We start from the raw sequence: 12,352 nt of genomic DNA, 5'->3' as shown, positions 1-12,352 counted from the left end.
TTTATGCCAGAGCTGCCTGAAGTTGAAACCGTCCGACTCGGACTAGTTAGTTTGATTGTTGGTAAGTCGATCACAAAAATTACTCACGACTGGGCAAAAAGCTTCCCAAACCCAGAAACAGAGGTAAGTAAGTTTGCAATCGGCGCCAAAATTATTGATGTGCGTCGCCGAGCTAAAGTTTTGATGATCGATTTGTCGACTGGCTACACTTTTGTTATTCATCTTAAAATGACAGGGCAACTAGTCTTTGTCGGACAAAGAAAAACCCTAAAATCTAAATCCGAAATTCTAAAAAATAATAAAAACAAAAAAGAAAAAAATTTAGGATATGGTCCTCATGATTTAGAATTTTCCGAGACAGAGACTCGGTTTGGGGCTGGGCATCCAAACAATTCGCTAGTAGGTAACCTGCCCGATAAATCGACAAGGGTAGATTTCTTTCTTGGGGATAGCGAGCACCTATACTTCAATGACCAGCGTAAGTTTGGCTGGGTAAGGTTAATGCCGACGATTGCTGTCGCCGAAATTGATTTTATGAAAAAGGTTGGGCCTGAACCGCTAGAAGAAGATTTTATGCCCAAAGTCTTAATCAAAAGACTGCAAAAGCGCAAAAATAGCAGCATTAAGGCGGCGCTTTTGGATCAAACAGTTCTGGCAGGAGTGGGCAATATCTACGCTGACGAATCGCTTTGGGGGTCTAGTATTCATCCGGCAAGCTTGGTCCGGGATCTCTCAAATGCCAGACTGACTAAGCTGCACTCTGAAATTATTTATGTACTCAAGTTGTCGATCGAAAAAGGCGGCAGCACCGACCGTAACTATGTCAACGCTGAAGGCAAGCGGGGAAGTTACATAGATTTCGCTAGAGTCTTCCGCAAAGAAGGTGCCCCGTGCCCACGCTGCCAAACCACCATCATTAAAACAAGAGTTGCTGGGCGAGGCACACATCTGTGCCCGAGCTGCCAGCAACTCTAGCAGAGCTGTAAGCACTGCCTTTAGGGGGAGGGCGAAAAACTGAATTTACTTCAGTTTTGAAGCGGAGGGGTGTGCCCCTCCTAGAACAAACCCTGCTGGGCGAGGCACACATCTGTGCCCGAGCTGCCAGGAGAAGCTCTAGCACTTTTATGTGCTGCGTTTTAGCTATAACCTATATGTATGGTTACTATACTTTGCGGGGAGAATGGTTGGGCAATCAAACAAGCGGCCGACAAGGTTTGTGCTAGGTTTTTGGAAAAGTTTGGTGACCTTTCACTAGAACGTTTCGAGGGGGAAGATACCACTGTCAATGATGTGATAGGAGCTCTCAATAGCTTGCCGTTTTTGGCTAGCAAGAAACTAGTAGTATTGCGCCGCGGAAGCGAAAACAAAGAAATAGCAGATAACGTTGAGCAGGTTCTACATGCTGCAGAAGGTGGTAATGACCTTTTGCTGGTCGAAGGTAAGTTGGACAAACGTTCGGTTTACTATAAGACTTTGAAAAAACGGCCTGAGTTCCGCGAGCATGGGGCCGCACAAAGTGCCAACATAGCGAGCTGGTGTGTAGAAGAAGCCCGTGAGCGCAAAGCCAGCCTGAGTCCTGCCGATGCGCAATATTTGATTGAAAGGGTTGGTGGTGATCAGAGCTTGCTAGCGCAAGAGATAGACAAGCTGGCGACTTATTCGACTGATATTAACCGGGAGTCAATTCATCTTTTGACTGACCCAACGCCTGAGAGCAGCATTTTTGATCTTTTGAGTGCGGCTTTTTCGGGCCAGCACAAGAAGGCCCTGGAGCTTTATGAGCAGCAGCGTGCGCAAAAGGTTGAACCTTTTGCGATTTTGAGTATGATAGGCTGGCAACTTCATCAAATTGCTCTTGCCAAAACTAGCGGCGAAAGTTCGGCAAGTAATCTGGCGCGCAAAGCCCGACTAAGCCCTTATTCAGCTGAGAAGGCACTAAGTTTGAGTAGAAACATGACACTTAAAGATATAAAAGCGGTTGCTGCCGATCTTGTAGATATTGAATACCGCGCTAAAACATCTAGTTATGACATTGATGAGGCACTAAGAACCCTAATCGTTGGCTTCTAAAAGCTGCCCATGTTTGAGCGGCTTTTTATTTATTCTGCTAGAAACTATTTTTTCTTTGCAGAAACTTTTTTGGCAGCTGGTTTTTTGGCTGTAGATTTCTTTGGAGCGGCTTTCTTGACGCTAGCTTTTTTGAGCTGAGTTTTCTTTGGGGCAGAGCGCTTCTCAACTTTGGCACCGCTAGCTTTGGCGGATTTGCTCAGCTGGCTTTTTTTACGTGCTGCACGCTTTTTGCTCATTACACCTTTTTTGACTGCCTTGTCGATGGCACTTTGGGCCTTGCTGCGGCTAGATGAAACGGCTTTTTTGCCAGACACTGCGCTGGCAAAAGCCTTTAGTGCACCTCGTACGCTTTTCTTGGTTTTAGCGTTTCTGACAGTAGCTTTACGGGCAACTTTGACGCGCTTCTTGGCTGATTTGATAATTGGCATTTACTGTTTCTCCTTTAATTTTTCGCTTTCTTAAATACATTATAACTGAACATACAAAAATACAACAATCGATCCAATACTATTATATTGTCATAAGCATTTTCATATGGTATTGTGAGCTTGTATCAGCAAAAAATAAAAAACAAATAAAATGGATCCACAAGTACTCCAACAGATAGTTGAACGCCTTAAACAGGCAAATACTATTATGATTACGGTTAGCCGGAACCCGTCGTTAGACCAATTAGCGGCCTGTATTGGTATGACCCTGTTTATTAATAAGCTTAATAAGCATGGAGCAGCGGTCTTTAGCGGTCAAATCCCACCAGTACTTGATTTCTTGAATCCTGAAGAGACCATAGAAGGCAATACAGATTCACTTCGTGATTTTATTATTTCACTTGATAAGGCCAAGGCTGACAAACTCCGTTACAAGGTAGAAGGAGATGTCGTTAAGATATTCATAACGCCTTACCGAACTAGTCTCGCAGCCAATGATTTTGATTTTAGTCAGGGCGATTTCAACGTGGAGGCTGTTGTGGCTCTTGGTGTCATGACGAGAGAAGATCTTGATGAAGCTATACTGGCTCACGGCCGAATATTACACGATGCAACAGTGATAGGTGTGTCGGTTGGTGATGTGGCAACGGATATCGGTTCTATCAACTTGCATGATGATCGTGCGTCTGGACTCTCAGAAATGGCAGCACGTATCTGTGCTCAGCTTGATCCAGACGGTCTTGACGATCAGATTGCAACTTCGCTTTTGACGGGCTTGGTGGCACAAACAGACCGCTTCCGAAATCAAAACACTAGTCCGAGAGTTATGCAGTTGGCCGCCCAGCTCATGGCGGCAGGAGCTAATCAACAGCTGGTGGCTGATGAGCTGGAAAAACCAGAACCACCAGCTGCTCAATTTGAAGAAGCGGTGCTGCCCGAAGCAGATTTTAACGGGACGGAGCCAGCAGAGGAAATCGGCGAGCAAGACGATATAGTAGTAAACGACGATGGCAGCATGTCTATTGCTCATGATAAATCTTCAGAGTTCAATGAAGAAGTAAACAGTAGCGAACCAGCCTTTGATGTGCCAGTAGAAAAGCAAGAAGTTTACGAACAAGAGTTACCTGTTGCAGAGGACGAGCCAGTTGTGGAGGCTCAAGAACCAGTCGTGATCGAAGAAACACAAGTGGCAGGTGAGGTTCAGGAGGCAGAGCAGCCAACCAATGAACAAGTTACTCGAGAGAGAATTGAACAGCAACCTAAAAATACAGGCCAACTTACAGCTAACACAGAGCCAGAGCGAGTTGTGAACGAACCGTCAACTGATGCAATGAGCTTTAATTTACCGCCTAAGCCAGGACCAATTATGACGCGCGGTAAAACCCTGCGGCCTCTAGCTGAAGATGGAGAAGGGGTCGGAGAGACACAGCTGCCGGAACCGGTTGAGCCAATTATGCAACCAGAAAGTTTGCCGAGTGAGCCTGCAGCCCAGCCAACAGTAGTAGAAGAAGTGGCTATTCCACCCGCACCTTCGCAGGCTGAAGCTGTAGCACCTTCTGTATCTGTTCCTGCTCCAGTTAAAGCGCAACCTAATTCTAGCGATACCTTGGCCGACATTGAGAAGTTAATTGGCAGTGCTCACGCTATGACCGCGCCGAAAGTTGACCAGGAGGCTGCTCGAGCTACTATCAAGCAAGAAGCCGAAACCGCAAAAGCACTAGCCGAGCCAACGATGAAGCCAATCGAAGCGCTTAACGCAATACCTGCGTTGGAAAACCTAAATTCTGGTGCAGAAGCAGCACAGCCTGAAGCACCAAAACCAGAGGTAAAAGATCCAAACTCACCTCCAGAAGTTCCGCCGCCAATAGTGATGACGCCCCAGTTCTTTGACCCAAGCGGCCAGGCCGAAGCGAAATAGTACCACTGAAACCAACCAAATCGCTCCCCGCTCCTCTGTATAAGGTCCGTCCTTATACAGGGGAGGGAAATGTGAATTTTGAATTTTGTATCTGTTGATTTGAGGGCTGTATTGTGTGAATTTTTGTGGAATATTTGCTGGATTATCTGGCTTAGGGGAGTGGATTTTGGGCTTGAGTTTAGGAATCCGTGGCTGCAGAGAACTTTAGTTGCGCCATTGAAGTGGCTTTGATTTGCGACGCTTTTTAGTTTTGCAATACTTTATGGTTGATTGCGGCTAAAGTATTTGTCAGAATACGGGTAATATGTATGAGAGGTTAAGGAGGCAGTTGCCCCCTACAAATTTTGGAGTTGATAGAAATATTGAATATGGGTATTTTGGTCACGGTGACATCCTTATCGCCGCTTGGAGCGGCGATATAAAACAGAGGCCTGAGCATGATGATCCTAGATTAAAACTATTCAACATGTCTTACGGTAGCGATACGACCCTAATTGCTTGCATAGCTGGCTATTTAAGACGGGCTGGGGTTACTGATGATAAAGTCAAAGAGATAATTATTAATAGCGGCTCGGAGATTATCGCTGAAAAAGGCGAGCAAGCTTCGAAAGGTAGCCGACATTACAGCTGGCGATCAAGAGTCGTAAAAGGCGAAGCTTTTCCGACTTTTGACATAGTCAACGAAGGCCTAGAAGCGCTACTGCCACCCGTACCCAACCAACCTGGCGTAGTCAGTGAGGTAGGGGGTACGGGCGTTTACACTAGACGTAATCTCTTTAGAGTCAGTTTTGTACTGGCCGGTGTTACAGACACTCGTAGTATCGAAAGTAGCAGAGTTGCTGAATTTTGCGTTGAAGATATATCAACCATGGCAACTTTAGTGTGTCGTAATGCCTTAGGCGAATACCGTACGGAAATTGGGGAATTGATTCAGCAGGAGTTTTTGGATGGATCAAGTAATTCTGATAGATAAACCATCGGGGTGGACTAGTTTTGATGTGGTGGCCAAAATCCGCTCTGATTTACGAAAAAATAGTCCTCAGTCCTCAGTAAACGGTAAACAGAAACTAAAAGTAGGCCACAGTGGCACGCTCGATCCTTTTGCTACGGGGCTGCTGATAATCCTGATTGGCAGTGCCACGAAGCGTCAGGACGAGTTTATGAAGCAAGATAAGGTCTATGAGGCGACTTTTCGACTTGGGGCTGTCTCGACGACCGGTGATCCGGAAGGGGAAATCACAGAACGAGGGATGCTGAACGATGAACGAAGAGAAGCCACTCCAACTACTAACTACCATCTACCATCTACTGAAGAGGTACAAAAGGCGCTAGCTAAGTTTGTTGGTGAGATCACGCAGGTGCCGCCGCAGTATTCGGCTATCAAGGTTAACGGCAAAAAGGCTTATGAGCTTGCTAGGGCGGGCAAAAAAGTCGAACTGAAACCACGCCAAGTAACGATTTATAGCCTGGAGCTGCTTGAGTACGTCTGGCCAGAAATAAAAGTACGTGCCCATGTCTCCAGCGGCACATACATTCGTACCCTTGCGGAAGATATTGGCAAAGAACTTGGTACGGGTGCTTACTGTCTTGAGCTTCGACGTACGAAAATCGGAGGCTATGAAGTAAAAGATGCTAAAACTATTGAAGATATCTAGGCGCTGTTGTAGTATTGATTCGAAATAAGGAGCAGAAATGACGGAAATTGAAGGTAGTTTTTATGGTGAGTTGTCGGAACTTAAAGAGCCTACAGCAGACGAGCTAGGCCAACCCATAACTGGCTGGAATGGCGTAGTTGATAAAGACATGTTGGCTTTAACTGGTGATAATGGTTTGCGAAAACTGGGTGAAGGGCGTAGTGTTTTAGTCGTTGGTGGTATGGCGACCAGGGCTCTCATTGACTAGAAAAGCTAGATTCAAAGTTGCATCTGACTAACAGATGTGCTACAGTAGTAACTAATATATGATGACTCTAGAGAAAAAACAGGCAATTGTGGCTGATTTGGGCGTGAGCAAAACTGATACTGGTTCGGCTTCTACTCAAGTTGGTTTGCTGACAGCTCGTATCAACGAACTGACTGACCACATGAAGATCAACAAAAAAGATTTTGCAGCCCGACGCGGTCTACTCCAAATGGTTGGACAGCGCAAAAAACTGCTCAAATACATTGCTGATCGTGACAGTGCAAAATACCTAAGCCTTATTAAGAAGCTCGGCCTACGCCGCTAAATTTGTGCTTTGCTAGTTCGCTAATAAATAAAGCGGACAATGGAATGCATAAACTAACCATCAGAATTTTGGTTGCAAAGAAATAGATATACGGCTCATAGCATTTCGTCGTATAGCTGAACTTTGCGCCCAAACTTCGAAAAGGAAAAGGAAAAAATGACAATAAATCCCCAGGGTAAAGAAATAATAAGTGTTAGCACCGAGCTTTGCGGCCGAGAGCTAAAGTTAGAAATCAACCGCGTTGGTTTTAGGAGTACCTCAAGTGTTCTCGTAAGCTACGGCGACACGGTTGTGCTAGGGACCGCCATGGTTGGCAATCGACCTATCAGCGGCATGGACTATTTCCCGCTAAGCATCGACTACGAAGAAAAATTTTACGCTACAGGCAAAATCAGCGGTAGTCGCTTTATTAAGCGCGAAGGTCGCCCAAGTGAAGAGGCGATTTTGATCGGACGGCTGATTGATCGACCAATCCGACCTCTTTGGCCCAAGGGCTACCGACAAGAAGTACAAGGTGTCGCTAGTGTTTTGAGCAGCGACCCAAGCTTTAGGCCAGACATGGTGGCAATGATCGCCATGAGTACAGCATTTATGCTCACAGGTGCACCGTTCGACGGCCCAGTTGCCGGACTTCGAGTCGGCCTAGATGACAGTGGCCAGTTCAAGGCATTTATGAGCTATGCAGAGATGAAAGCTAGCGAGCTGGATCTAGTAGTTGCGGCCCGCGAAGGCGGCATTATGATGGTAGAAGCGGGCGCTAATGAAGTCAGCGAAGAAAAAGTCTTAGAGGCCATGCAGTGGGCTCTAAACGAAATGGCTCCAGCCTTTAAGATTCAAAAAGAACTAGTCGCCAAAGTTGGTGTAGAGCCGCTGGAGTACGAGCTAGTCAAGCCAAATGACGAGATCCAGGGCGCAGTTGATGCATGGGTAGAAGGAAAGCTGGGCGAAAAACTCCACCGTCCTTACCCTGAACGCAACGAAATGATCAACGAGCTTCGCTGGGATTTTCACGGGCAAATGGCTGAAAAAGTCGGCGAGAACTACGCTGATCTGCGGGATGAATACGATGAAGCCTTTACTATGGCGCTTCACAAAGACGTACGTGATGGTATTGTAAAAAGCCAAACTCGCCCTGACGGCCGTAAGCTAACTGAGATTAGGCAGCTGTCGAGCGAAGTTGGTATCTTGCCAAGAGCGCACGGTTCGAGCTTGTTTACTCGAGGCGTGACTCAAGGTATGAACATCGTAACGCTCGCACCGCTTAGCTACGCCCAAATCGTCGACACAATGGAAGTAAGTGACGGTGAACGCCGTTATATGCACCACTATAACGCTCCAGGATACACTGTTGGCGAAGTCCGCCGACTTGGTAGTCCGGGACGTCGTGAAATTGGTCATGGCTACCTCGCTGAAAGAGCCTTAACTGCAGTTCTACCAGGCGAAGAAGACTTTCCGTACGCTATTCGATCGGTTACAGAAATTATGAGCCAAAACGGTAGTACCAGCATGGCTGCGACTTGTTCCAGCTGTCTGGCGCTTATGGATGCAGGTGTGCCCCTCAAAGCTCCAGTGTCTGGTATTGCGATGGGGCTGATGATGGACGGCGACAATGCCTACGTCATGAGTGATATTGCTGACGCTGAAGATTTCGCAGGTGACATGGACTTCAAAACGGCAGGCACCAACAAGGGTATCACAGCTCTGCAGATGGATATGAAAGTTCACGGCTTGCCTGTTGAGGTTCTGCGAAAAGCTTTAGAGCAGGGCAAGGAAGGCCGTGCTGAGATTTTACGGCACATGTTAAGCACCCTAGGCAGACCTCGGGCTAGTCTAAGCCCACACGCTCCAAGGATTGAGAAAATTATGATCAACCCAGAGAAAATCGGTGCTGTTATTGGTAAGGGTGGTGAAACAATCAACGCAATCACCAAAGAAACAGGCGCTGAGATCGACATCAAAGACACTGGTTTGATTACAGTCGCTGCAGTTAATACTGAGGCGATCGAAAAAGCGCTTGAGTGGATCAAAAGCCTTACAGCCGAGCCAGAAGTTGGCAAAGTTTACCGTGGAGCGCGTGTTGTTAGCGTCTTAGATTTCGGCGCATTCGTAGAATTTATGAAGGGTCAAGAGGGTTTAGTACATGTCAGCGAGATGAAAAACGAGCGTGTCGAGAAACCGAGCGATGTTGTCAAAGTTGGCGACATTGTAGATGTTAAACTAGTCGGTATCGACGACAAAGGCCGAAGCAAATTGTCAATGAAAGCTGTAGAGAAGTAATGTATTTAAGGGGAAAGAGTAGCCAGAGCAAAAAATCACATTTTTTTGCACTGCGCGTTGAGGAAAACCGTAGGTTGTCCTCAAAAGCCGAAGGCGACAAAGGCCGCAGCAAATTGTCAATGAAAGCTGTAGAAAAGTAATTTTATAGAGTATAGAAGGGGCGTACAGATGGCAAAAGTAGAAGTAGTTAATCAGGCTAATACCAAGAAAACACTAGTTAGGGTTTTGGTCTATGCTGCACTAACCTACTTGTTCGCCAGCATCGCGATTGACCGCGGCCTAATCTGGTACGTACCGTTCTTTTTGTTCGCATACCTTACGCTAAAAAATCTTTACAGTTTGGTCAGTAGAAAGTAAGCAATTTAACAGAAAACAGATGACAGAAAACAGAGATTTAGCAGATGACAGAGAACAGACTAGGCATCAGTTGCTTGAAAGGCGAATGCTTGAGTTTGCTGTTAGAGTGATTAGACAGCTTAGAGAGCAGGCAGGCATCCCCAAGTCAGTAGCAGATCAGCTCACTCTTATGTTATCTGCAAAATGGAGAATTTAAGAAGTGATGAGTAACCAGGAACAATTAGACGCTCTGCAGGCCAAGATACTGGCTGACAATCCGACGCCAGAGCTAGCTGAACAGGCGACTCAGCTAGTTTTTGGTGATGGCAACCCAGAGGCAGAGTTGCTGTTTGTCGGCGAAGCCCCGGGTAAAAACGAAGATATTAAAGGCTTGCCATTTGTCGGAGCAGCGGGCAAGTTTCTAGATGAGATGTTAAGCAGTATCGGGCTGAAAAGGCGAGACATCTACATTACCAACATTGTGAAGTATCGTCCGCCGAACAATCGAGACCCACTCCCAGAAGAAAAACTAGCTTTTTTGCCTTACCTGAAAAAGCAAATTGCTATCATCAAGCCTAAAATCATAGTTACGTTAGGCCGACACAGTGGCTTAGCCTTCCTGCCAGATCTGTTTATCAGCCGAGAACACGGGCAAGCTAAAAGAATAAAGGTTATGCTGGAGCATACAGAGTCAAAATTAGTTATTTTGCCTTTGTACCACCCAGCCGCAGCACTATATAACGGCGGCTTGAGGGCTACGCTTTTAGAAGATTTTGCAGTAATTCCAAGTCTTCTGAAGCAAATTAATAACAATGAAACTAAATAATTTCTCTAATAAATAGAAAGGGAAAAGAAAAATGAATAACAATTTTAAACAAAACCGTTCTGGTGGCGGTAATCGCCCGAGAAACTCAGCACCAAAACAGGGGCAGAACGCGCCTGCTAAGGCTAGACCTCGGACGACGCCTCAGGCTCGTGCGGCAAGCCGCGGCGAAGCTATCAGAGCCCAAAAACGTGCTCACGAAGATGCTGACCGAATCGCAAAGTTGTACGACACACCGGCCCAAAATGGCAACCAGCCACGCCGAGCAAATTTCATAGATGACAGTCCTAGACTGAAGGTAATCGGCTTGGGTGGTATGGACGGTGGTGGCTCCAAAAACATGATGCTTGTTGAGTACCAAAACGATGCGGTTATCATTGACGCGGGTAACGACCTTGGGGTTGACCTGCCTGGTATCAACTATGGCATCTGCGATACAAGCTATCTAGATACTATCAAGCACAAGATAAAAGGCTACGTTATAACTCACGGGCACCTTGATCACATTGGGGCTTTGCCGCACATCATTCCTAAGTATCCAGCGCCAGTTTATGGTAGCCGATTTACTTGTGGGCGCGTGCAGGAAATTTTCGAGAACTTTGGCCTGCCTATGCCAGAAGGCTTCAAGCTCGAAGTAGTACCCATGAACGAGAACACCCACGAAAAACTAAAAGTTGGAGTCTTTTTTGTCGAGTTAGTGCGTATCACTCACTCTATTCCAGGCAGTACTGTAGTAGTGCTAGATACTCCGGTTGGACGTGTGATAAACACCGGCGACTTCCGTTTTGACCCAAATCCGCTCGATCACGAACGCTCTGACATGGAAAGGCTAACCGAGCTTGGCCGCGAAGGTGTACTGCTACTTATGAGCGAGAGTACAACAACTGAGCGATTGGGCCGCACCCCTAGCGAATCGACAATCGAGCAGAGCTTCATCGACATTATGGAGAATGCGCCAGGACGCTGTTTCATGTCGATGTTTTCTACCAATATCAACCGTATTCAAATGATCATCAACGCTGCGATTCACCACAACAAAAAGATCGCACTTGATGGTCGCAGTCTAATTAGCACACTTGAAATGGCGATTCGTCACGGTTTTGTCAGGATTCAGAAAGGCACAATCGTGCCGATCAGTGCCGTCCCAACCATGAAAGATCACGAAGTAGTAGTGGTTTGTACGGGTAGTCAAGGCGAACCAAATTCGGCGCTGCAGCGTATGGCTAGCGGCGCTCACAAGCATATTAAGCTTAAAGAGCAAGACACGGTTGTGCTTTCAAGTACGCCAATCCCAGAGACCGGAAACGACGCACTTATCGGCGGTATGGTCGACAACATGGTGCGTATGGGTGTTCACGTTTTTCAGCACATGACTCATGAGTTAGATAAGGTTGGACCGCTACATGTTTCGGGTCATGCAAGTCGAGACGAGTACGCCGAGATGATCCAGATGCTTCGTCCTAAGTTTTTCTTGCCAATCTACGGTTCAATCCGCAGCAAGAAAAGCCATATTGATCTTGCAGTCGAGCTAGGTGTACCGAGAAGCAACTGTCTCAATGCCGAAAATGGTCAAGTTGTAGCAATCAACGGAGACAAGATGGAGGTAATCGGAGAAGTGCCAGTTGGTACAGTTTTGGTTGATCAAACAGGTGCAATCGTAAACAGTGTGGTGGTCAAAGATCGCCTAGTATTGAGCGAGGAAGGACTTGTAGCGGTCATCTTAACAATTGATAAGAAAACGGGGCAGCTGCTTACTAGCCCAGATATTATTAGCCGCGGCTTCATCTACATGCGCGGCCAGGAAGAGTTGATGAATTTGTTTAGAATAGAACTTCGCCGGGCGGTTCAGCAGCGCTACAAGAGAGTTGATCTAGATCGTTTCAAAGCCGAGCTCAAGGATTACGTTACACATTTTCTGTACGAGCAGACTCAGCGCAGCCCGATCGTCATACCGGTAGTCAACGTGGTTGGCAACAGTAGCGTCAAGAACGCAAATGGCACGGTCGGTGCAGGGCAACTAGTAGCAGAAAATGCGGTAGGCGAGTCAAAGCCGGAACCAAAAACGCCTGAACAAATTGCCGCCGAACAGCAGGAGCGCTTCGCCAAAATGCGGGCCAGCCTGCTAGGCCAAGACGCCCGAGTAGACTGATCAATCAGTTGACAAAGCATAAGAATTTTGTTATTATTACAACATTCGGTATATCTGAAATTTAAGATAAGCGGTATACTGTAACAGTATTAAAAAAGGAAAAGAGTAGCCCGAGCAAAAACGA

13 protein-coding genes are annotated in these 12,352 nt (G+C 46.6%); 12 read left to right on the top strand and 1 reads right to left on the bottom strand.

All coding sequences use genetic code 11. The features are described 5' to 3' along the window. Window positions 1-3 precede the first annotated feature (3 nt). Together mutM and holA are read left to right on the top strand one after the other, a co-directional pair. Window positions 4-975 (top strand): bifunctional DNA-formamidopyrimidine glycosylase/DNA-(apurinic or apyrimidinic site) lyase, encoded by a 972-nt coding sequence (mutM, locus tag IPO96_01490; GenBank protein ID QQS65210.1) that lies wholly within the window; start codon window positions 4-6, stop codon window positions 973-975. A gap of 180 nt (window positions 976-1,155) precedes the next feature. Beyond that, window positions 1,156-2,070: a DNA polymerase III subunit delta gene (gene holA / locus IPO96_01485; GenBank protein QQS65209.1), complete on the top strand. Its 915-nt coding sequence runs from the start codon at window positions 1,156-1,158 to the stop codon at window positions 2,068-2,070. Window positions 2,071-2,114: 44 nt separating this feature from the next. Here holA and IPO96_01480 read toward each other — a convergent pair whose 3' ends face one another. After that, window positions 2,115-2,498, bottom strand: a complete 384-nt coding sequence (locus tag IPO96_01480) for a 30S ribosomal protein S20 (GenBank protein ID QQS65208.1) — start codon at window positions 2,496-2,498, stop codon at window positions 2,115-2,117. Between the two features lie 151 nt (window positions 2,499-2,649). On the opposite strand from IPO96_01480, the gene IPO96_01475 reads away from it, so the two are divergent. From IPO96_01475 to IPO96_01430, 10 genes are all read left to right on the top strand, one after another. Further along, complete coding sequence (locus IPO96_01475) at window positions 2,650-4,416, top strand: hypothetical protein (protein QQS65207.1); 1,767 nt, start codon at window positions 2,650-2,652, stop codon at window positions 4,414-4,416. A gap of 328 nt (window positions 4,417-4,744) precedes the next feature. Next, window positions 4,745-5,389, top strand: a complete 645-nt coding sequence (locus tag IPO96_01470; protein QQS65206.1) for a hypothetical protein — start codon at window positions 4,745-4,747, stop codon at window positions 5,387-5,389. After that, window positions 5,364-6,071, top strand: a complete 708-nt coding sequence (gene truB, locus IPO96_01465; GenBank protein ID QQS65205.1) for a tRNA pseudouridine(55) synthase TruB — start codon at window positions 5,364-5,366, stop codon at window positions 6,069-6,071. The genes IPO96_01470 and truB overlap by 26 nt, the downstream gene beginning before the upstream one ends. A 37-nt stretch (window positions 6,072-6,108) precedes the next feature. After that, window positions 6,109-6,318 (top strand): hypothetical protein, encoded by a 210-nt coding sequence (locus tag IPO96_01460; GenBank protein ID QQS65204.1) that lies wholly within the window; start codon window positions 6,109-6,111, stop codon window positions 6,316-6,318. Window positions 6,319-6,376: 58 nt separating this feature from the next. Beyond that, window positions 6,377-6,643 carry a 30S ribosomal protein S15 gene (rpsO, locus tag IPO96_01455; GenBank protein QQS65203.1) on the top strand — a complete coding sequence of 89 codons (267 nt, stop codon included), beginning with the start codon at window positions 6,377-6,379 and terminating at the stop codon, window positions 6,641-6,643. Window positions 6,644-6,799: 156 nt separating this feature from the next. Then, the gene (gene pnp / locus IPO96_01450) at window positions 6,800-8,920 is read left to right on the top strand and encodes a polyribonucleotide nucleotidyltransferase (GenBank protein QQS65202.1); all 2,121 of its coding nucleotides are present in this window, start codon (window positions 6,800-6,802) and stop codon (window positions 8,918-8,920) included. Window positions 8,921-9,088: 168 nt separating this feature from the next. Continuing rightward, a complete protein-coding gene (locus tag IPO96_01445; GenBank protein QQS65201.1) occupies window positions 9,089-9,277 on the top strand; it encodes a hypothetical protein in 189 nt (62 codons plus the stop codon). Between the two features lie 19 nt (window positions 9,278-9,296). Next, window positions 9,297-9,473 (top strand): hypothetical protein, encoded by a 177-nt coding sequence (locus tag IPO96_01440; protein QQS65200.1) that lies wholly within the window; start codon window positions 9,297-9,299, stop codon window positions 9,471-9,473. A 6-nt stretch (window positions 9,474-9,479) separates the two neighbouring features. Then, window positions 9,480-10,082, top strand: coding sequence for a uracil-DNA glycosylase (locus IPO96_01435; GenBank protein ID QQS65199.1), 603 nt, complete (start codon window positions 9,480-9,482; stop codon window positions 10,080-10,082). A 31-nt stretch (window positions 10,083-10,113) separates the two neighbouring features. After that, window positions 10,114-12,228, top strand: a complete 2,115-nt coding sequence (locus IPO96_01430) for a ribonuclease J (GenBank protein ID QQS65198.1) — start codon at window positions 10,114-10,116, stop codon at window positions 12,226-12,228. The last annotated feature ends 124 nt before the right edge of the window (window positions 12,229-12,352 follow it).

This window comes from Candidatus Saccharibacteria bacterium (assembly GCA_016700315.1).
Lineage (GTDB): Bacteria > Patescibacteriota > Saccharimonadia > Saccharimonadales > SZUA-47.
The sequence above is the reverse complement of the archived record's forward strand: the minus strand, read 5'-3'. Positions and strand labels throughout refer to the sequence as shown.

Excerpts from the sequence above, each read along its gene's own strand:
- mutM (QQS65210.1), top strand. The coding sequence starts at position 4 with ATGCCAGAGCTGCCTGAAGTTGAAACCGTCCGACTCGGACTAGTTAGT.
- holA (QQS65209.1), top strand. The coding sequence starts at position 1,156 with ATGGTTACTATACTTTGCGGGGAGAATGGTTGGGCAATCAAACAAGCG.
- IPO96_01480 (QQS65208.1), bottom strand. The coding sequence starts at position 2,498 with ATGCCAATTATCAAATCAGCCAAGAAGCGCGTCAAAGTTGCCCGTAAA.
- IPO96_01475 (QQS65207.1), top strand. The coding sequence starts at position 2,650 with ATGGATCCACAAGTACTCCAACAGATAGTTGAACGCCTTAAACAGGCA.
- truB (QQS65205.1), top strand. The coding sequence starts at position 5,364 with ATGGATCAAGTAATTCTGATAGATAAACCATCGGGGTGGACTAGTTTT.
- IPO96_01460 (QQS65204.1), top strand. The coding sequence starts at position 6,109 with ATGACGGAAATTGAAGGTAGTTTTTATGGTGAGTTGTCGGAACTTAAA.
- rpsO (QQS65203.1), top strand. The coding sequence starts at position 6,377 with ATGATGACTCTAGAGAAAAAACAGGCAATTGTGGCTGATTTGGGCGTG.
- pnp (QQS65202.1), top strand. The coding sequence starts at position 6,800 with ATGACAATAAATCCCCAGGGTAAAGAAATAATAAGTGTTAGCACCGAG.
- IPO96_01445 (QQS65201.1), top strand. The coding sequence starts at position 9,089 with ATGGCAAAAGTAGAAGTAGTTAATCAGGCTAATACCAAGAAAACACTA.
- IPO96_01440 (QQS65200.1), top strand. The coding sequence starts at position 9,297 with ATGACAGAAAACAGAGATTTAGCAGATGACAGAGAACAGACTAGGCAT.
- IPO96_01435 (QQS65199.1), top strand. The coding sequence starts at position 9,480 with ATGAGTAACCAGGAACAATTAGACGCTCTGCAGGCCAAGATACTGGCT.
- IPO96_01430 (QQS65198.1), top strand. The coding sequence starts at position 10,114 with ATGAATAACAATTTTAAACAAAACCGTTCTGGTGGCGGTAATCGCCCG.